The 18689-nt window shown below is 73.9% G+C and carries 16 protein-coding genes; 7 read left to right on the top strand and 9 right to left on the bottom strand.

Annotated elements, in window-relative coordinates:
* Window positions 1-9 precede the first annotated feature (9 nt).
* Entirely contained in the window at window positions 10-981 is a 972-nt protein-coding gene (locus AC07AB_RS05360; RefSeq protein ID WP_478560357.1) for an ABC transporter substrate-binding protein, read from the top strand.
* Window positions 982-1204: 223 nt separating this feature from the next.
* Here AC07AB_RS05360 and AC07AB_RS05355 read toward each other — a convergent pair whose 3' ends face one another.
* Window positions 1205-2158 carry an FAD-dependent oxidoreductase gene (locus AC07AB_RS05355; protein ID WP_478560354.1) on the bottom strand — a complete coding sequence of 318 codons (954 nt, stop codon included), beginning with the start codon at window positions 2156-2158 and terminating at the stop codon, window positions 1205-1207.
* A 105-nt stretch (window positions 2159-2263) separates the two neighbouring features.
* Here AC07AB_RS05355 and AC07AB_RS05350 point away from each other — a divergent pair, with 105 nt between their 5' ends.
* Together AC07AB_RS05350 and AC07AB_RS05345 are read left to right on the top strand one after the other, a co-directional pair.
* Window positions 2264-3319: an oxidoreductase gene (locus AC07AB_RS05350; protein ID WP_478560351.1), complete on the top strand. Its 1056-nt coding sequence runs from the start codon at window positions 2264-2266 to the stop codon at window positions 3317-3319.
* Between the two features lie 226 nt (window positions 3320-3545).
* The gene (locus AC07AB_RS05345) at window positions 3546-5183 is read left to right on the top strand and encodes an ABC-F family ATP-binding cassette domain-containing protein (protein ID WP_478560348.1); all 1638 of its coding nucleotides are present in this window, start codon (window positions 3546-3548) and stop codon (window positions 5181-5183) included.
* A gap of 284 nt (window positions 5184-5467) precedes the next feature.
* Here the strand turns inward: AC07AB_RS05345 and AC07AB_RS05340 are convergent, their stop codons facing one another.
* The 3 genes from AC07AB_RS05340 to AC07AB_RS05330 form a co-directional block, all read right to left on the bottom strand.
* Entirely contained in the window at window positions 5468-7924 is a 2457-nt protein-coding gene (locus AC07AB_RS05340; RefSeq protein ID WP_478560345.1) for a Tex family protein, read from the bottom strand.
* A 77-nt stretch (window positions 7925-8001) separates the two neighbouring features.
* On the bottom strand, window positions 8002-8865 hold the full coding sequence (locus tag AC07AB_RS05335) for an SCO6745 family protein (RefSeq protein WP_478560342.1): 864 nt from the start codon (window positions 8863-8865) through the stop codon (window positions 8002-8004).
* A gap of 89 nt (window positions 8866-8954) precedes the next feature.
* Complete coding sequence (locus tag AC07AB_RS05330) at window positions 8955-9749, bottom strand: SDR family NAD(P)-dependent oxidoreductase (protein ID WP_478560339.1); 795 nt, start codon at window positions 9747-9749, stop codon at window positions 8955-8957.
* A 109-nt stretch (window positions 9750-9858) separates the two neighbouring features.
* On the opposite strand from AC07AB_RS05330, the gene AC07AB_RS05325 reads away from it, so the two are divergent.
* Both AC07AB_RS05325 and AC07AB_RS05320 read left to right on the top strand, forming a co-directional pair.
* A complete protein-coding gene (locus AC07AB_RS05325; RefSeq protein WP_478560336.1) occupies window positions 9859-10827 on the top strand; it encodes a GlxA family transcriptional regulator in 969 nt (322 codons plus the stop codon).
* A 39-nt stretch (window positions 10828-10866) separates the two neighbouring features.
* Complete coding sequence (locus AC07AB_RS05320) at window positions 10867-11487, top strand: DJ-1/PfpI family protein (protein WP_478560333.1); 621 nt, start codon at window positions 10867-10869, stop codon at window positions 11485-11487.
* A gap of 96 nt (window positions 11488-11583) precedes the next feature.
* Here AC07AB_RS05320 and AC07AB_RS05315 read toward each other — a convergent pair whose 3' ends face one another.
* Together AC07AB_RS05315 and AC07AB_RS05310 are read right to left on the bottom strand one after the other, a co-directional pair.
* Window positions 11584-13635, bottom strand: a complete 2052-nt coding sequence (locus tag AC07AB_RS05315; RefSeq protein WP_478560330.1) for an ATP-binding protein — start codon at window positions 13633-13635, stop codon at window positions 11584-11586.
* 191 nt (window positions 13636-13826) lie between these two features.
* Window positions 13827-14588 (bottom strand): enoyl-CoA hydratase/isomerase family protein, encoded by a 762-nt coding sequence (locus AC07AB_RS05310; protein WP_478560327.1) that lies wholly within the window; start codon window positions 14586-14588, stop codon window positions 13827-13829.
* 65 nt (window positions 14589-14653) lie between these two features.
* Between AC07AB_RS05310 and AC07AB_RS05305 the strand changes: the two genes are divergently transcribed.
* Together AC07AB_RS05305 and AC07AB_RS05300 are read left to right on the top strand one after the other, a co-directional pair.
* Window positions 14654-15322 carry an HdeD family acid-resistance protein gene (locus tag AC07AB_RS05305; protein ID WP_478560324.1) on the top strand — a complete coding sequence of 223 codons (669 nt, stop codon included), beginning with the start codon at window positions 14654-14656 and terminating at the stop codon, window positions 15320-15322.
* Window positions 15323-15452: 130 nt separating this feature from the next.
* Window positions 15453-15956, top strand: a complete 504-nt coding sequence (locus tag AC07AB_RS05300) for an ATP-binding protein (protein WP_478560321.1) — start codon at window positions 15453-15455, stop codon at window positions 15954-15956.
* Here AC07AB_RS05300 and idi read toward each other — a convergent pair.
* The 3 genes from idi to galE all read right to left on the bottom strand — a co-directional run bounded on the left by idi (window position 15931) and on the right by galE (window position 18660).
* Window positions 15931-16545 carry an isopentenyl-diphosphate Delta-isomerase gene (gene idi / locus AC07AB_RS05295; RefSeq protein WP_478560318.1) on the bottom strand — a complete coding sequence of 205 codons (615 nt, stop codon included), beginning with the start codon at window positions 16543-16545 and terminating at the stop codon, window positions 15931-15933. The genes AC07AB_RS05300 and idi overlap by 26 nt on opposite strands.
* Window positions 16546-16601: 56 nt before the next feature.
* Window positions 16602-17540 (bottom strand): cation diffusion facilitator family transporter, encoded by a 939-nt coding sequence (locus AC07AB_RS05290; RefSeq protein WP_478560315.1) that lies wholly within the window; start codon window positions 17538-17540, stop codon window positions 16602-16604.
* Between the two features lie 136 nt (window positions 17541-17676).
* Complete coding sequence (gene galE, locus AC07AB_RS05285; RefSeq protein WP_478560312.1) at window positions 17677-18660, bottom strand: UDP-glucose 4-epimerase GalE; 984 nt, start codon at window positions 18658-18660, stop codon at window positions 17677-17679.
* Window positions 18661-18689 lie beyond the last annotated feature (29 nt).

Below are 18689 nucleotides of genomic sequence, written 5' to 3'. Positions count from 1 at the left end.
GCAACACCCATGCAGTTCCGCAGAACCGCCGCCCTGCTCGTCGCCGCCATAGCGGGCAGCCTCGCCCTCACCGGCTGCGGCAGCGACTCGAAGGACGGGGCGCGGGCCAAGGCCGGCGGCTCCGACAAGCGCACCGTCACCGACGCCAACGGCAAGAAGGTCGAGGTGCCCGCCGCACCCAAGAAGGTGGTGACGCTCAGCGAGCCGACCCTAGACGCCGCGCTCGCCCTCGGGGTGCAGCCGATCGGCGCGACCAGCGGCCGCGGCCAGTCCGGCGTCGCCAGTTACCTCGCCGAGAAGGCCAAGTCCGCCAAGATCGTCGCCAATGTCGCCGAGCCGGACCTCGACAAGCTCTCCGCCATGCGGCCCGACCTCATCCTGCTCGACGAGACCGTCGGCGCCAAGCGCGTCCAGGACAAGCTCAAGGGCATCGCGCCCACCGTGCTCACCGCCAAGCTCAACGCCCCCTGGAAGGACGCCTTCACCGCCACCGCGGACGCCCTCGGAAGGAAGGCCGACGGCGAGAAGCTGCTGTCCGGGTTCGACACGCAGGTCAAGGACGTGAAGGCGAAGCTGGGCGGCAACGCCGGAACCGTCACCAGCGTCATCCGCTGGCAGAACGGCGCGCCCTCCGTCGTCGGCAAGGGCAAGGGCCACGTCGGCGACACCCTCGCGGCCCTCGGCCTGAACCGCCCCAAGGGACAGCAGGGCGAGAGCTCCGGCCACAGCGAGCCCGTGAGCCTGGAGCGGCTCGACTCCATCGACGGCGACTGGCTGTTCTTCGGGGCCCTCGGCGACAAGGCCACGGGAGAGAAGGGGCTCAAGGAGGCGGGCGGGGTGCCCAACTTCGACAAGCTGAAGGCTGTCGCGAAGCACCACGTCGTGGTGATCGACGGCTCGGCCTGGAACAGCTCCGGCGGCCCGCTCGCCGCACAGGCCGTGCTCGACGACGTGAAATCGGCCATGGCGAAGAAGGACTGACCCCGCGAAGGGCCCCCACGGGCGAAGCCGCGCCCGGCCGACCCGGCGACGTCATACGGGCGCCCGCGCCACGTCCCCTTCCGACTTCCGAGCGGAGGGGGTGGCCGGGCGTCCGGCGTCCGGCGTGCCGAGGGCCGTGGCGGGCGGCGCGAACCGGTCAGCGCGTGAAAGCCGTATGAGGCCGTTGTGCCACCGCGGCCCGCCGCCGCGGCCCGGCCGGGAGTCAGCCGCCCGCCAGCAGGGCGGCCTCCCGGGCGCAGCCCCAGGACACGGTGATGCCCGCGCCGCCGTGTCCGTAGTTGTGCACCAGCCGGGAACCGCCCGGCAACTCCTCTGCCTCCAGACGCACTTGGGCACGGGCGGGCCGTAGCCCCACCCGGTGCTCCACGACGCGCGCGTCCGCCAGCCCCGGATGGACGCGCGCGCAACGGGCCACTATCGCCGCGGCGGTCGCCGGGTCCGGCTCGCGGTCCCACACGTCCTCGCGGGCCGTGCCGCCGAGCACGACCCCGTACGGCTGCGGCAGCACGTACATCGTGTCCGCCGCCGAGTGGTCCGCGGCCACGAACCACTCGGCGATGCCCGGATTCTCGACGACCACGATCTGCCCCTGCACGGGGTGCACCCCGGGGTCCGGCACCAGGTCGCGCGCGCCCAGGCCCGTGCAGTTCACCACGGTCGGGGCGGACCGGCCGGCGTCCGCGAGCGAGGAGACCGCGCGGGCCGCGACCGTACCCCCCGACGCCTCCAACCGCCGCCGCAGATAGGCCAGATGGCTGCGCATGTCGATGATCGGAACCCGCGCCCGCAGCCCTCTCGCGTAGCCGTGCGGCAACTCCTCGGCCCGCGAGGGCCGCAGCCCCCGCACCTCGCGCGCCCAGGGCCCCAGCTCCGCGATGTCCAGCCCGCCCTGCACCCCGTCGACCAGTCTCACGCCCGTCTCGTCGGGGTCCGCGGCCAGCTCGCTCTGCACCTCCAGCGACCGCAGCGACCAGACGCCGACGGCCTCTTCGGGTTCGATCCGGTACGGCCACCACAGCCCGCCGGCCACCGCCGACGTGGTGTCCGCCGCCGCGTCCCGGCTCCACACCTCGACCCGGCGTCCGCTCTCCGCCAGCACGATGGCGGTGGTCAGACCGATGACCCCGCCGCCGATCACGATCGCATCGATAGTCATACCCGGACGCTATCCGCTGGGCGCCCGCGGAGCGCCCCACGGGTGCGGGATACGGAATGTGCGCTGCCGGGGGCAGACCGGTGCGTGCGTGGGAATACTCGGGGCATGGCAGCGGAGTACGTCACCTTCGGGCTGGCGCCGGCGACACGCACCGGAGGTGTGCTCGCCAACGGCGCCTACCAGCTCCACCGGGACTTCCTCGACTTCATCGTCGACGGCAGACCGCTGCTCCTGCGCCTCACCGACGTCGACGCGGTCTCGCCGCTCGCGTCCGACCTGGGGCCGTCGATCTTCACCAGCGAGGTGCGACGGCTGCTGCTGGAGGCCGAGGCGCCGCCGGCGGACGGCCGCTTCGTCATCTACGGCTGCCCCGAGTGCGAGGGGCTGGAGTGCGGCGCGGTCACGGCGGTCATCGAGCGCGACGGCCCCGACATCGTCTGGCGGGACTTCGCCTGGCAGACGGATACGACACCGGACCTGGAGCGCAACGGCTACGCGGGCGTCGGCCCGTTCCGCTTCCGCGGCGAGGAGTACCGCGAGGAGCTGGAACGGCTGCTCGCCGACGGCGGGCACGAGGCGCCCACGCGCCGCGTGCTGCTCGTCGGGCAGCGCGTCGCCCTCCTCGCCAAGCTCGCCGCCGCGCTGCGCGGCACCGGCATCGGGGCCGAGATCACCCGCGACGCGGCCGGCGCGCTCCCGGACGAGCTGCGCACGTACGGGGCCGTGGCCTTCGGCCAGGCGGTCGGCGAGGGCGAACGGGCCAACGTGCGCGCGGCCTTCGAGGCCGCCGGGTCCGACGCCGTCTTCGTGGAGGGCCTCGCGCCGATCGTCGGGCTGCTCGTCGCGCAGATCGAGGAGGCGTTGGACCGCGGCCCGCGCGAGCAGCGCCGACTGGTCCGGCTCACCGCGCACCGCAGCGGTCGGGCGGCGGAGGCGGACGTCGAGGTGGCCGCCCCCTGCCGGGTGCGGCTGCTCGGCTACCGCGTCGACCGCCTGCTCCGCCCCAGGGCGTACGACCTCTTCGACGGGCAGCTGGAACCCGGCCGCCACCGGATCGCCCTCGCCGCGGGGGCCGCGCGGCCCGGCTCCTTCGTCGTCGCCCGCACGAGCGGCAACGTCCTCGTGACGGCCGTCGCACCGTCCCCACAGGACGCCGACTGAACGGCGGACGCCCACTGACCTGCGGACACCCGGCGCCCGTCGACGACGGCCGACCGTACCGAGGGACGGGCTCGTACCGAGTAACGGCCCGTACGGGGCCAGGGCCCGCCCCGGCATCGCACACCGTGCGCTCCAGCGCGGTGCGGCACCGGCCACGGCGCCCCGCCCATGCCCGGGCGATATCCGTTTCGGCTGACGGCACGCACCGGATACAGTCATGTGCCTTATGAGTGCCACCCTCGTCGCCAAGGACCTCGCCGCCGGACACGGCGACCGCACCCTCTTCTCCGGGCTGAACCTCGTCGTCGCGCCCGGCGAGGTGATCGGGCTCGTCGGAGCCAACGGAGCGGGGAAGTCGACGCTGCTGCGGCTGTTCGCGGGGCTCGACGTGCCCGAGGAGGGCGAGCTGCGGCTGAGTCCGCCCGGCGCGACCGTAGGACATCTGCCGCAGGAGCCCGAGCGCAGGCCGGGGGAGACCGTACGGGGCTTCCTGGCCCGCCGCACCGGCGTGGCCGAGGCCCAGGCAGCGCTCGACGCCGCGACCGAGGCGCTCGTCGAGGGGGCGCCGGGCGCGGACGACGCCTACGCGACCGGGCTGGAGCGCTGGCTGTCGCTCGGCGCGGCCGACCTCGACGAACGGGCCGAGGAGACCGCCGGCTCCCTCGGGCTGAAGGTCGATCTCGACCGGCCGATGACCAGCCTCTCCGGCGGCCAGGCGGCGCGCGCCGGGCTCGCCTCCCTGCTGCTCAGCCGCTATGACGTCTTCCTGCTCGACGAGCCCACCAACGACCTCGACCTGGACGGCCTCGCCCGGCTCGAAGAGTTCGTCACGGGGCTGCGCGCCGGTACGGTCCTGGTCAGCCACGACCGCGAGTTCCTGACCCGCACTGTGCACAGGATCGTCGAGCTGGACCTCGCCCAGCAGCAGGTCAACGTCTTCGGCGGCGGCTACGCGGCCTATCTGGAGGAGCGCGAGCGCGCCCGGCGCCACGCGCGCGAGGAGTACGAGGAGTACGCCGACACCCGTGCCGGTCTCCAGGCCCGCGCCCGCACCCAGCGCAACTGGATGGAACACGGCGTCCGCAACGCCCGCCGCAAGGCCCCCGACAACGACAAGATCGCCCGTAAGACCCGCGTCGAGTCGACCGAGAAGCAGGCCGCGAAGGCCCGGCAGACCGAACGGCTGCTGGAGCGGCTGGATGTGGTCGAGGAGCCCCGCAAGGAGTGGGAGCTGCACATGGAGATCGCCGCCGCGCCCCGCTCGGGCGCGGTCGTGGCCACCCTGCGCGGCGCGGAAGTGCGCCGGGGGTCCTTCACCCTCGGCCCGCTCGACCTCCAGATCGACTGGGCCGACCGGGTGGCCATCACCGGCGCCAACGGCTCCGGGAAGTCGACGCTGCTGGCGGTGCTGCTCGGCCGGCTGCCGCTGGACGCGGGGGCGGCGGCGTTGGGGCCGGGGGTCGTCGTGGGCGAAGTGGACCAGGCCCGCGCGCTGTTCCACGGCCAGGAAGCCCTGCTGGACGCGTTCGAGGCGGCCGTTCCCGAGCTGGAGCCCGCCGAAGTCCGTACGCTGCTGGCCAAGTTCGGCCTGAAGTCCACGCATGTGCTGCGCTCCGCCGCCACCCTCTCGCCGGGTGAACGGACCCGCTCGGCGCTCGCCCTCCTCCAGGCGCGCGGGGTGAACCTGCTCGTCCTGGACGAGCCCACCAACCACCTGGACCTGCCGGCCATCGAGCAGTTGGAGTCGGCGCTGGCCTCGTACCAGGGCACGCTCCTGCTGGTCACCCACGACCGCCGCATGCTCGACGCGGTCCACACCACCCGCCGCATCGAGGTCGTGGAGGGCCGCGCCACCGAGCGCTGACGGACCGTCAGCACGGGTGCGTCCGGGCGGATTCGGGCTGTCCGGCGGGCACGGCGGTACGGGCGGCCGTACGTGCCCGCCGTCGCGCGGACCGTATGCGCGACATGCGCGACGGCCGGATGCGCCGTCGCCCCCGGAGCGCCGCCGCCACGCGGGCCATCCGCGCCGCCACGCACGTACCGTGACCGCGCGGGCCGTACGCTCCGGTGCCACAGACACCGGAGGGCCGGGCGCACGCGCCCGGCCCTCCACGCAACCCCGGCCCTTCGCGGGCCCGGCGCGGTTCAGCGCCCGCCGTTGTCCTTGCCGAGCAGACCGGCGCGCCGCAGCGCGTCGGCCATGGCGTCGTTGGCCGGCGCCGGGCCACGGCCGCTGCCCGAGCCGCCGCGTCCACCTGAGCCGCCGCGCCCGCCGCCGCTCTGGCGCGGCTGCGAGGACCGGTCGCGCTGACCGCCGACCTTCGGACGGCTGCCGGGGCCGGAGTTGGCGGAGCCCGAGCCGCCGGAGCCCGCACCGCCGCCCGCGCCCGCGCCGGAAGAGCGGCCGCCACCGGACGGCGCCCCCGCCTCGTCGTCGAGCCTGAGCGTCAGCGAGATCCGCTTGCGCGGGATGTCCACGTCCATGACCTTGACGCGCACGATGTCGCCCGGCTTCACCACGTCACGGGGGTCCTTCACAAACGTCTTGGACATCGCCGAGACATGCACCAGACCGTCCTGATGCACGCCGACGTCCACGAACGCCCCGAAGGCCGCCACGTTGGTGACGACGCCCTCCAGCGTCATCCCGGCCGCGAGGTCGCCGATCTTCTCGACGCCCTCCTTGAAGGTCGCCGTCTTGAAGGCGGGACGCGGGTCGCGCCCCGGCTTCTCCAGCTCCTTGAGGATGTCCGTAACCGTGGGCAGACCGAACGAGTCGTCCACGAACTCGGCGGGCCGCAGCGACCGCAGCACCGTCGTGTTGCCGATGAGGGCCGCCACCTCGCTGCCCGCCGACTTCACCATGCGCCGCACCACCGGATACGCCTCCGGGTGCACGCTGGACGCGTCCAGCGGGTCGTCGCCGCGGATGCGCAGGAAGCCCGCGCACTGCTCGTACGCCTTCGGGCCGAGCCGGGAGACGTCCTTGAGGGCGCGGCGGCTGCGGAAGGGGCCGTTGGTGTCGCGGTGGCTGACGATGTTCTCCGCCAGCCCCGCTCCGATCCCCGAGACGCGGGAGAGCAGCGGTGCGGACGCGGTGTTGACGTCCACGCCCACGCCGTTCACACAGTCTTCGACGACCGCGTCGAGGGAGCGCGAGAGCTTCACCTCGGACAGGTCGTGCTGGTACTGGCCGACGCCGATCGACTTGGGGTCGATCTTGACGAGCTCGGCGAGCGGGTCCTGGAGCCGCCGCGCGATCGACACGGCGCCGCGCAGCGACACGTCCATGTCCGGCAGCTCCTGCGAGGCGAAGGCCGAGGCCGAGTACACGGAGGCGCCGGCCTCGGAGACCATCACCTTGGTGAGCTTCAGCTCCGGGTGGGCCGCGATGAGGTCGGCGGCGAGCTTGTCGGTCTCGCGGGACGCGGTGCCGTTCCCGATCGAGACCAGCTCCACGTCGTGCTCGCGCGCGAGCGCGGCCAGCGTCGCCAGGGACGCGTCCCACTTCTGCTGCGGCACATGCGGGTAGATCACCGCGGTGGCGGCGACCTTGCCCGTGGCGTCGACCACGGCGACCTTCACGCCCGTACGGAAGCCGGGGTCCAGGCCCATCGTGGCGCGCGTGCCCGCCGGGGCGGCGAGCAGCAGGTCACGCAGGTTGGAGGCGAAGACCCGCACGGCCTCGTCCTCGGCGGCCTGGCGCAGCCGCAGCCGCAGGTCGATCCCGAGGTGCACCAGGATCCGGGTCCGCCAGGACCAGCGCACCGTGTCGGCGAGCCACTTGTCGGCGGGCCGGCCCCGGTCGGCGATGCCGAAGCGGCGCGCGATCGTCCGCTCGTACGCGCTCGGGACGCCGTCCTGCTGCCCTTCCTGCTCCTCCGGCTCCAGGGAGAGGTCGAGGACCTCCTCCTTCTCGCCCCGGAACATGGCCAGCACCCGGTGCGAGGGCAACTGGGTGAAAGGCTCGGAGAACTCGAAGTAGTCGGCGAACTTCGCGCCCGCCTCCTCCTTGCCCTCCCGCACCTTCGCGGCCACCTGCCCCCGCGACCACATGCGCTCGCGCAACTCGCCGATCAGGTCGGCGTCCTCGCCGAACCGCTCGGTGAGGATGGCGCGCGCGCCGTCCAGCGCCGCCGCCGTGTCCGCGACGCCCGCCTCGGCGTTCACGAACGCGGCCGCGGCGGCGGCCGGCTCCACGCCCGGATCGCCCAGCAGGCCGTCGGCCAGCGGCTCAAGACCCGCCTCCCGGGCGATCTGCGCCTTGGTGCGCCGCTTGGGCTTGAAGGGGAGGTAGACGTCCTCCAGCCGGGCCTTGGAGTCGGCGGCGAGGATCTGTGCTTCGAGCGCCTCGTCCAGCTTGCCCTGCGAGCGGACCGACTCCAGGATCGCGGTCCGCCGCTCCTCCAGCTCCCGCAGATACCGCAGCCGCTCCTCCAGGGAACGCAGCTGCGCGTCGTCGAGCATCTCGGTCGCTTCCTTGCGGTAGCGGGCGATGAACGGCACGGTCGAGCCGCCGTCGAGCAACTCGACCGCCGCCGTCACCTGCCGCTCCCGCACGCCGAGCTCCTCGGCGATCCTGCCTTCGATCGACGTCGTCACGATCACGCTCCGCTTTCTCTCTGAGCTGTGACCTGCATTGTGGCAGGTGCCCCCGACAGCGCGGAGCGGTGCGGTGGTCAGCCCCTGCCGAGCAGGTCCGCCGGGAAGGCGCCGGCGGTGGCGGCGGCCTTCGCGAAGCCGCCCGCCAACTCCGTGAGCCGGGCGACGCCGGCCGCCCCGAGGTGCTCGTAGGGGGCCGCGTCCAGCCGGTCCGTCTCGTCCTCCAGCTCCGCGCGCAGCGCGACGCCCGCCGGGGTCAACTCCCCGTCCGCGTCCAGCAGTCCGCGCTCGCGCAGCCGGTCCTGGCCCGCCGCCCAGTCGGCGTCCGTCCAGCCGCGGGTGGACAGCACCCACTCCGGGTTCATGCCGCGGCCGGACGCGGTGTGGCTGACGAGCGCCTCCAGCGGGTCGAGCCCGGCGCCGACCAGCGTCATCAGATGGCCGTCGCCGCGGTGCTCGCGCAGCAGCGTGGCGGCGTGCCAGTAGGCGAGGTGCGGGGCGTCCGGCACGGGCAGGTCGGCGTGGGCCGCGTACAGCGGGCGGGCGGCGCGGCTGCACGCCTCGGTCGCGCGCCGCGCCAGCTCGGCGGCCTCGGCCATCTCCGCCGAGGCGAGGGCCTCGTCGCCGAGCAGCCGGCGCAGCGTGGAGTCGACGGCGCGCAGCCGGGCGGCGAGCACGTCCTCGGGGGAGGCGGTGTCCCATACGCGCGGCACGTGACGGGCGATGAGTTCGTGGCTGAAGTTGAAGAAGGACGCGGTGATGACGCCCGCGCCGACCCGGCCGAAGGCCGCGCCGCGCCCCGCGAAGTACGCGGCTCGGGAGTCCTCGATGCCGAGCGCGGCGAGCTCCGCGGCGAGGTCCGGCGAGAAATAGATCATGGAGTGGAAGGTGTTGACGGGGCTGTAGCAGCGGCGTCCGGCGCGCTCCGGCAGAGAAGTCATACGGAGCAGGTTACCGACTGGTCGGTACGGGTGGAACGGCCCGGGCCCTCCTCTCCGCGGAGTGTGCCCGACACCGTCGCCGTTCCGCGCTACGGAGTGTTCGTAATGCCGCCGTCGACCCGCAGATTGATGCCGTTGACGTAGTCGGCGACAGGGCCGGCCAAATACGCCACCGCCGCCGCGACATCGTCCGGGCGCCCCAGCCGGCCCACCGGATTCGGCGCGTACCGCGATGTCACCTCCGGCTCCAGCCGGCCCCAGCCGTCGTCCTCGCCGCGGGCCCGGGCGCGCTCCTGGAACATCGACCGCAGCGACGGCGTCATGATCACGCCGGGGCTGACGCAGTTCGCGGTGACCCCGGTCCCGGCGAGGTGCCGCGCCAGGCTCGTCGTCATGTTCACCACCGCGGCCTTCGCGGCGGAGTACTCCACCATGTTGGGCAGCGGCGTCGTCACCGCCCTGCTCCCCACATTGATCACCCGCCCCCAGCCGCACTCGCGCATCGACGGCACCATCTCCCGGGTCATCCGCACCGCCGAGAGCACATTGCCGTCGAACGCCGCCGCCCAGTCGGCGGGCTCCGCGCTGTCCCAGTCGTGCTCGCTGAACGGCCCGGCGTTGTTGACCAGGATCCGCGCCCCGAAGGCGCGCGCCGCGGCCCCGATCCGCTCGGCCGCCCCCTCCTCGGCCAGGTCCCCGAGCACCACCTCGGCCCGCACGCCGCGCCGCGCGACCTCCTCGGCGGCCTTGGCCGCGGCCGCCGCGTCCCGCCCGTGCACCAGGACGTCGCACCCCTCGGCCGCCAGCCGCACCGCGATCGCCGTCCCGATGCCGCCGCTGCTGCCGGTCACCAGCGCCGCACAACCCGTGAGCTCCAAGTCCATGCGCGCAAAGCTAGCCCCACCAGCCCCTTCAGCAACAGGGGACGTCAATGGCAGAAAAGGTGGGGAACCCGTCATTGCGGCCATCGGGCGGCCCGCGCAGCATGGTGCCATGACGTCCCAGCACAGCGTGCTCATCGTCCTTTTCGACGGCGTACAGAGCCTCGACGTGACCGGCCCCTTGGAAGTCTTCGCGGGCGCCCGCGAAGCCGCGGACCGGCCCGCCGCGTACCGCATCCGCACCGCCTCCCTCGACGGCACGCCCGTACGCACCTCCAGCGGCCTCACGCTCACCCCCGACACCTCGCTGGACGGTGTCCGCACCCCGCACACCCTCCTCGTGCCGGGCGGCCAGGGCACCCGCGCCCCGGACCCCCGCCTCGTGGACTGGCTGCGCCGCCGCGCCCCGGCCGCCGACCGCATCGTCTCCGTGTGCACCGGCGCGCTGCTGCTCGCCGAGGCCGGCCTGCTCGACGGCCGCCGGGCCACCACCCACTGGTCGCAGTGCGCCGCGCTCGCCGAACGCTTCCCGGCCGTCCACGTCGACCCCGAACCCATCTTCGTGCGCGACGGCAAGGTCTCCACGTCCGCCGGCATCACCTCGGGCATCGACCTCGCGCTGGCCCTGGTCGAGGAGGACCTTGGCCGGGACGCCGCGCTCGCGATCGCCCGCCACCTCGTCGTCTTCCTGCGCCGCCCCGGCAACCAGACGCAGTTCAGCGCCCAGCTCGCCGCCCAGACCGCCCAGCGCCGCCCGCTGCGGGACGTACAGCAGTGGATCACGGAGCGTCCCGGCGCGGACCTGACCGTCGAGGCCCTCGCCCGGCGCGCGAACCTCTCGCCCCGCCACTTCGCCCGCGCCTTCCAGGCCGAGGTCGGCGTGGCCCCCGGCCGCTACGTCGACCAGGTCCGCCTGGAGGCCGCCCGCCGCCTGCTGGAGGACACCGCCGACGGCATCGAGGAGATCTCCCGCGCCTGCGGTTACGGCACCCCCGAGGCGATGCGCCGCGCCTTCCTGCGGGCCCTGGGCGCGGCGCCCGCCGAGTACCGCCGCCGGTTTAGCGCCCAGCCCGCCGCCTGAACCCCGCCCGAGACAACCACCTCAAGAGGAGAGCCGGACATGCAGACAGCCATCCTTCTTTACGAAGGCGTCACCGCCCTCGACGCCATCGGCCCGTACGAGACGCTCAGCCGCCTGCCGGACGCGCGGACCGTCTTCGTCGCCGAGCGGCCCGGCCTCGTACGCAACGACAGCGGCGGGCTCGGCCTCCTCGCCGAAGCGGCCCTCGACGACGTGCCCGCGCCGGACGTCATCGTCGTGCCCGGCGCCCACGACACGAGCGGCCCCCGCGAGTCCCCGGCCGTCCGCGACTGGCTGCGGACCGCGGACGCCACCAGCACCTGGACGACGTCCGTGTGCACCGGCTCCCTCATCCTCGCCGCGGCCGGGCTGCTCACGGGCCGCCGCGCCACCTCGCACTGGCTCGAACTGGAGCGGCTCGCCTCCTTCGGCGTGCGCGCCACGGGGGAGCGCGTGGTCACCGACGGCAAATACGTCACCGCCGCGGGCGTCTCCTCCGGCATCGACATGGGCCTGACCCTGGCCGGCCGGATCGCGGGCGACCGGGTCGCCCAGTCGATCCAGCTGCGCATCGAGTACGACCCGCAGCCCCCGTACGACGCGGGCTCACCGCAGAAGGCCCCGGCCGACATCGTCGCCGAACTGCGGGCCGCCGGCTGACGGCCGCCGGGGCGGCGGCGCCGCAGCGCGCGCGGGCACCACACGCCCACCCGGTGACGCATGTACGGGACCCCCGCCCGGCCCCCGCCTCCGTCCTCAGCCCTCCGTGGAGTCCAGCTCCTGACGCCACAGCAGGTCCGTCAGCCGCCCCACCCCCGCGGCCAGATGTCTGCGGTACGTCGTCATCGGCAGCCCCAGCAGCCCCGCCGCCCGCGCCTGGGAGCCCGCCGGGCGCAGGTACGTATGGTGCAGCGCCCGGAACGCCCGCCGGTCCGCGGCCGAGCCCTCCAGCACCGCCGCCGCCTCGTTGAACGCCTGCCGCAGCGCCGCCGCCCGCCGCCGGTCGTCCGCCCCCTCGCCGCACCGCGCGGCGACCAGCCGGGTGGCGAGCAGCGGCGAGTCCCGCAGCCCGTCCGGCCGGCCGAGCCCGCGCAGCACGGCCCGCACCGCGTCCGCGAACTCGTCCCGGGCCAGCACCCGCAGCGCCTCCGGGGGCCGGGGCGCCGCGACCGCCATCGGGTCCTTTGCCCGCTCCCGCTCGGTGAGCAGCTCCAGCCACGCGAGCGGCGGCGTGCGGCGCCAGTCGTGCGCGAACATCCCGTACGTCCGCCCGCCGCTGCGGAAGTCCGCCGCGGGCAGCCGGGCGAAGTCGGCGTACGCGCAGCCCGGCTCCCAGAACCCCGGGTCCGCGAAGGGCAGCAGCGTCACCGCGGGCCGGTGATCGGTCAGATAGTGCCGGGTCAGCCGCAGCGTGATCAGCGTCTGCACCGGGGAGACGTCCTGGTAGTCGTCGCGGCTCATCCAGAACCGCACCAGCAGCGCCGTCTCGCCGCCACGCAGCCGTCCGGCCAGCCACAGCCGAGCCGCCGTCACCGCCGGGTCCGAGGGCGCCCCCGGCAGCGGTCCGGCGCCCAGTTCCAGCAGCGTGTAGAAGCCCGCCGCCACCCCGTCGGGCCCGCACACCGTGTACGTCTCGCACACCGGATGCTCCGCCCAGGCCCGTACGAGCCGCGCCGACGGCGCCCCCTCGTGGATCGCGGCGATCGTGCACGCCTGCACCAGCTCGCCCTCCCGCGCGCGGACGACGGTGAGCCGGTCCAGCCGCGCCGGCTCGGCCGCGCCGCCCGTCACGGGGGACAACAGCGGCCCCATTACCGGGCTCTCCCGGTGCAGATACGCGAAGTCGGCCAGCGCGGAGCCCCGCCGTGCCGGGTCCCCGTCCGTGAAGACCCGCTGGTAGTACGCGCCGGCGCGGCGCCGCAGCGCCTGCCGCCGCTCGGGGCGCCGGCGCAGCTCCGCGTCGAGGGCGGCCCGTACGAGCTCGTGCGGGTGGACGCCGTGCGGCCCGTACTCCATGGCCGACAGCGCCCGCAGCCACTCGAAGTAGGGCCGGGCGTCGGACACCTCCAGCACCGCCGCGAGCAGCGGCTCGGTGGTGACCAGCACCTGCGCGGCGACCTCCAGCGCGGCCCGGTGCAGCGCGGTCGGCACCGCGTCCAGCAGGCTGGCCAGGAGCGCCTGGACGACCTCGGGGGACTCGGCGGGGTGCGCTCCGGTTGCGCCCTGCGCGGTGATGTCGGCGATCAGGGCGAGCGCCAGCGGATGGCCGCGGGCGAAGGCGAGGGCCGCGGCCCGGGTGTGCTCCGGCACACCGCGGCGGCGCAGCAGCTCCCCGCTGTCCGCCGCGTCGAGCGGCGTGAGCGGCATGGTGTGCAGCAGCCCCTGCCAGGCGGGGGCGAGCCGCCGGGGGAGCGGCGGGGCGTCGCGCGCGGCGAGGGCGACGAGGGTGCCGGCGGGCAGTTTCGGCAGCAGCCCCCGGTGCAGGGCGGATTCCTCGGCGACGAGTTCCTCGACGCTGTCGAGCAGCAGCAGCGCGCCGCTCTCGCGCGGCAGCGCCGCCGCCAGCTCCTCGCCGTAGGGGCGCAGCTCCCGCGCGTCGAGCTGGAGCACCGGCCGCCCCGCCCGCAGCCCGAGCTGGGCGAAGTGGTGCAGCAGCGCGGTCTTTCCGATGCCGCCGGGGCCGTACACGTAGATCACCGCGCCGTCTCCGGCGGTCAGCAGCGCGCGGAAGGCGGCGGTCTCCTGGCGGCGGCCGACGAAGCCCTGTTCGCGCGCCGTCGCGAGCCGGTCGCCCAACCGGTCGGTCACGGTTTCAGTATCGGGCCATGCCGGTACCGCCGGACCCGGTCCGGCGGCGGAACGACGGGTGAACGGGCCGGTTTCCGGACAACTTTCGGGCTCCGAGGGCCGCCCGCGACGCTCATCGGTTGATCCGGGCGCCTTCGTCCGCCGCCGCATGTTCCGAGGCCGCCGGGGCCGCGGCCCCGCGCGCCGACCGGTCAGGGCGCGGGCGTCCAGCCGAACTGCGGCGTCCGGCGTTCCAGAAAGGCGGCGGCCCCCTCGGCGGCGTCGCCGCTGTCGCGCGCCTGCTGGGCCCAGTGCGCGATCCGCCCGGCGTCGGCGGGACCGGCCGCGAACTCCTTCGCCGCCGACTGCGTCAGCCGCGAACGCGAGACGAGCACCCGCCCGAACTCCGCTACCCGCTTGCCCAGCTCCCCGACCGGCAGGACCTCGTCCACCAGGCCCGTGCGCAGCGCCCGCCCGGAGTCGATCAGCTCGGCGGAGAAGAGCAGGTACTTCGCGGCGGAGGGGCCGACGAGCGAGACCAGCCGTCGGGTCGAGGAGGCGGGGTAGACGATGCCCAGCTTCGCCGGGGTGACCCCGAAGAGCGCCTCCTCGTCCGCGAAGCGCAGGTCGCAGGCGGCGGCGAGCTGGCAGCCGCCGCCGACGCAGTAGCCCCGTACGGCCGCCACCGTCGGCTTCGGGAACGCGGCCAGGGCCTCCTCGGCCGTCACCGCCAGCCCCTTCGGCGCCTCGTCGCCCTCGGTGAGCGCGGTGATGTCCGCGCCCGCGCAGAAGGTGTCCCCGGCGCCGGTCAGCACCAGGGCCCGTACGTCCGTATCGGCGGCGCACCGCCCCAGCAGCGGCGGCAGCGCGCGCCACATCGCGGCGGTCATCGCGTTGCGCTTGGCGGGGTTGCTGATGGTGACGGTGGCTATGCCGTCGGCGACATCGAGACGCAGGTGGGGATCCGGCTCCATGCGCCGGATGCTATCCGGCCGGAGCGACCCTATGATCCGAGACAGGGGGCTACGAGGAGGCGCTGATGGCCGCACCCCGGATTCCCGAGAAGGACCTCGGCCGCAAGGAGAGCCGGAAGCTCAGCCGCAGCTTCGGCCGACTGGCGGTCCTCGGCGCGATCCTGGCCCTGGCGGGGCTGGTGGGCCTGGTCTACGTCGGCTTCGCGACGCTGACCTCGATGCTCCTCTTCGGCTGGCTGCTGCTGATCGGCGGCGTCGTGGGCCTGGCGCACGCCGTGATGTCCCGGGACGGCAACTTCTTCTGGCTCGGCGTGGTGGTCGCGGCGCTGAACATCGCGGCGGGCGTGGTCGTCATCCGGCACCCGGGCGACACGGCCGAGGCGCTGACGATGTTCGCCGCGCTGCTCTTCCTCACCGGCGGTGTCTTCCGCCTGGTGGGCAGCGTGGTGGTGCGCGGCCCGCAGTTCGGCTGGACGCTCGTGCAAGGCGCCTTCGGGCTGCTGCTGGGCATTCTGGTGCTGGCCGACTGGCCGCACAGCAGCCTGTACGTGCTGGGCACCTTCTTCTCCCTCGCGCTGCTCTTCGACGGGCTCGGCCTGATCGCGATCGGCGTGGGCGGGCGGCGCGTCGTGGGGCTGGTGGAGGAGGGGATCCGTGGCGCGGGCCCAGAATCTGATAGTCCGGATCCTTCCTTGAAAGGGAATCAAGGCGATCGGGATCAATCGCGGGGCTGACCAAGACCCGCGTTATCGATCAGAACTCGTCGATAGATGCTGACTTGTGTTCAGCGGGTGGGTATGGACCAACACATTCTCAACACTCGGGGGTGTGTGGTCGAGCCACGGCGATGGGTGGGTATCGGACATGGAAATCCTCGGGAGCGTGCCGCCCGACCCGGGGCAGGCCCCGCCTCGAAGGCCGATCGAGTACGAAGGGTCCTGGCGGTTCACGGCTCCCGCGCTCGACTCCTCGGTGCCCCAGGCCAGACACGCCGTCCGGGACCTGCTCGCCCACCAGCGCGTACCGGCCTCCGACGACCTGGTGCAGAATCTGCTGCTGATCGTCTCCGAGCTGGTCACCAACTCCGTGCGGCACGCCGCGCTGCTCTCGCCGGAGATCGCGGTGGAGGTCTCCATCGGGGCGAAATGGGTGCGCGTCGCCGTCGAGGACGAGCACCCCTACCGGCCCAAGGCGCTCGAAGCGGACGACGAGCGGATCGGCGGCCGCGGCCTGCTGCTGGTCAAGACGGTCACCTATGAGGCGGGCGGCGAGTGCGACGTGGAGCACACCGCGAGCGGCGGCAAGGTGATCTGGGCCGCCCTGCCGCTGCCCACGACGTCGGCTACCAACCTGCCTCCGGCCCGGTGATCTCCCGGATCACCGGGCGCGCGGTGTCCAGTACCGTCATGAACCAGGCCGAGAACGGTCCCCGCTCGCGCAGCGCGTCCAGCTCGGCCGGCGACACGAACGCCGTCTCGCCGATCTCCTCGGGGTCCGGCCGCAGCGGGTCCCGCACCAGCCCCGCGAAGAGGTGGTTGTACTCCTGCTCCACCAGGCCCGACGCGGGGTCCGGGTGGTTGTAGCGGACCGTGCCCGCCTCGCGCATCAGCGCGGGCGCCACACCCAGCTCCTCGCCGGTCCGGCGGGCTGCGGCGACGAAGGGCGGCTCGGCCGGGTAGGGGTGGCCGCAGCAGGTGTTCGACCAGACGCCGGGGGAGTGGTACTTGCCCAGCGCCCGGCGCTGGAGGAGCAGCCGCCCGCTGTCGTCGAAGAGGAAGACCGAGAAGGCGCGGTGCAGCCGGCCGGGGGCGATATGGGCGGAGAGCTTCTCCGCGGTGCCGATGGTCGTGCCGTGCTCGTCGACCAGCTCCAGCATGATCGGTTCGGTGGCACCGTTGGGGGCGGTGGGGACCGCAGCGGTGTCCGTGGCGCGGCCTTCGGCTGGTGTGATCGGCATGGACCATCCTCGTTGTCGGTCTTCGGCCATCAAGTCTGCCGTACGCGGTACCGGCGTCAGTGACAGAGCCTCGCTTCGTGCTCCGCATGTCCGCTCGGCTCCAACTGGAACGTGCAGTGCTCCACGTCGAAGTGGGTGCCCAGACAGCCCTGGAGGTCGTGCAGCATCCTTCCGTGCCCCGTGGCGTCCAGGATTCGCCGGTCCACCACCACATGCGCGGAGAGCACCGGCATCCCGGACGTGATCGTCCAGACATGCAGATCGTGCACGCCCTCCACACCGGGCAAGGCGGCGATGTGCGACCGTACCGCGGCCATGTCGACATTCTTCGGCGCGGCCTCCAGCAGCACGTCGAGCGCCTCGCGGAGCAGTTTGACCGTACGCGGCACGATCATCAGCCCGATCACCAGGGAGGCCACGGGGTCGGCCCGCACCCACCCCGTGGCCATGATCACCAGGGCCGCGACCACCACGGCCAGCGAACCCAGAGCGTCCGAGAGCACCTCCAGGAAGGCCCCGCGGACATTGAGGCTCTCCCGCTGGCCGCGCACCAGCAGCGCCAGCGAGACCAGGTTGGCCACCATGCCGACCAGACCGAAGACGACCGTCGTGCCGCCCGGCACCTCCGCCGGATCCGCCAGCCGCCCGACGGCCTCGAAGAGGATGAACCCGCCGACGCCCAGCAGCAGCAGACAGTTCAGCAGCGCCGCCAGGATCTCGGCGCGCGCGTAGCCGAAGGTCCGCCGGGGGCTCGGCGGGCGGTTCGCGAAATGGATCGCCACCAGCGCCATCGAGACCCCGATGGCATCCGTCGCCATATGGCCCGCGTCCGCCAGCAGCGCCAGCGACCCGGTCAGCGCGCTGCCGACGAGCTCGGCGGCCAGCACCGAGACCGTGATGGCGAGCGCGATCCGCAGCCGCCCCCGGTACGCGGCCGCCGCCGTCCCCGTGCCGCCCGCGGGCGGCGGCCCCCCGTGGTCGTGCCCTGCGCCCATCGACGAGCCTCCCGAGTCCGCCGCCCGACCGGCGGCAGCCGGCCGGGCTCCAGTGAACTACGGGCGGGGGGTACCGGCAACGCGACGCCGAACCCCGCCGATCAAGGCTCTGACCTGGGGAAACGGGGTATCGAGCTCAGTCCTGGAGCGCCTGGGGACGGTGGTGGCACCAGCCCTCCCAGGCCGAGGCGACCATGGAGCGCACATCGTGCCGGGTACTGAACCCCAGCTCCTTCGCGGCCAGTTCGCACGACGCGATGACGCGCGCCGGATCGCCCGGGCGGCGCGGCCCGACCACCGGCTCGGGCCCCCGGTGCCCGGTGATCTCCCCGATCAGATCGGCCATCTCACGTACGGACACCCCCTCGCCCGTGCCCACGTTCACCGTCAGATCGCCCCCGCCGCGCCCGGACAGTGCCCGGGCCGCCGCCAGATGCGCCTCGGCCAGATCCTCGACATGGACGTAGTCGCGGATGCACGTGCCGTCCGGCGTCGCGTAGTCGTCACCGAAGATCCGCGGGGCCTCGCCGCGCGTGATCCGGTCGAACATCATCGGGATGATGTTGTACACCCCGGTGTCGGCCAGCTCCGGGCCGGCGGCGCCCGCCACGTTGAAATACCGCAGGCAGGCCGTCGCCAGGCCGTGGGCCGCGCCCGTGGCCCGTACCAGCCACTCACCGGCCAGCTTCGTCTCGCCGTACGGATTCATCGGCGCACACGGGGTGTCCTCGGTGACCAGATCCACGTCCGGCATGCCGTAGACCGCCGCGGACGAGGAGAACACGAAGCTCTCCACCCGGGCGGCGACGGCCGCCTCCAGCAGCTGCGTCAGCCCGCCCATGTTCTCCCGGTAGTAGTACAGCGGGCGCTCGACCGACTCTCCGACCTGCTTCCTCGCCGCCAGATGCACCACCCCCCGCACCTCATGGTCCGCGAGCGTACGGTCCAGCAGCGCACGGTCGCCGACCGAGCCCCGTACCGCCGGGACCTCCGCCGGCAGGCGCTCCGCGATGCCGCTGGAGAAGTCGTCGAGCACGACCACCCGCTCACCGGCCGCCGCCATCGCCCGCGCCACATGCGCTCCGATATATCCCGCCCCGCCTGTGATCAGCCACGTCATGACGGCACCCTACCCACAGCGCCGCAACA

The organism is Streptomyces sp. NPDC044033 (assembly GCF_056434425.1).
Note: the sequence above shows the minus strand (reverse complement) of the source record. Positions and strands in the feature narration are given on the sequence as shown.

Coding starts and splice junctions, on each gene's coding strand:
- AC07AB_RS05330 (WP_478560339.1), bottom strand. CDS start 9,749: ATGGACTTGGAGCTCACGGGTTGTGCGGCGCTGGTGACCGGCAGCAGC.
- AC07AB_RS05355 (WP_478560354.1), bottom strand. CDS start 2,158: ATGACTATCGATGCGATCGTGATCGGCGGCGGGGTCATCGGTCTGACC.
- AC07AB_RS05360 (WP_478560357.1), top strand. CDS start 10: ATGCAGTTCCGCAGAACCGCCGCCCTGCTCGTCGCCGCCATAGCGGGC.
- AC07AB_RS05305 (WP_478560324.1), top strand. CDS start 14,654: ATGGCCGCACCCCGGATTCCCGAGAAGGACCTCGGCCGCAAGGAGAGC.
- AC07AB_RS05345 (WP_478560348.1), top strand. CDS start 3,546: ATGAGTGCCACCCTCGTCGCCAAGGACCTCGCCGCCGGACACGGCGAC.
- AC07AB_RS05290 (WP_478560315.1), bottom strand. CDS start 17,540: ATGGGCGCAGGGCACGACCACGGGGGGCCGCCGCCCGCGGGCGGCACG.
- idi (WP_478560318.1), bottom strand. CDS start 16,545: ATGCCGATCACACCAGCCGAAGGCCGCGCCACGGACACCGCTGCGGTC.
- AC07AB_RS05335 (WP_478560342.1), bottom strand. CDS start 8,865: ATGACTTCTCTGCCGGAGCGCGCCGGACGCCGCTGCTACAGCCCCGTC.
- galE (WP_478560312.1), bottom strand. CDS start 18,660: ATGACGTGGCTGATCACAGGCGGGGCGGGATATATCGGAGCGCATGTG.
- AC07AB_RS05310 (WP_478560327.1), bottom strand. CDS start 14,588: ATGGAGCCGGATCCCCACCTGCGTCTCGATGTCGCCGACGGCATAGCC.
- AC07AB_RS05350 (WP_478560351.1), top strand. CDS start 2,264: ATGGCAGCGGAGTACGTCACCTTCGGGCTGGCGCCGGCGACACGCACC.
- AC07AB_RS05320 (WP_478560333.1), top strand. CDS start 10,867: ATGCAGACAGCCATCCTTCTTTACGAAGGCGTCACCGCCCTCGACGCC.
- AC07AB_RS05325 (WP_478560336.1), top strand. CDS start 9,859: ATGACGTCCCAGCACAGCGTGCTCATCGTCCTTTTCGACGGCGTACAG.
- AC07AB_RS05300 (WP_478560321.1), top strand. CDS start 15,453: ATGGAAATCCTCGGGAGCGTGCCGCCCGACCCGGGGCAGGCCCCGCCT.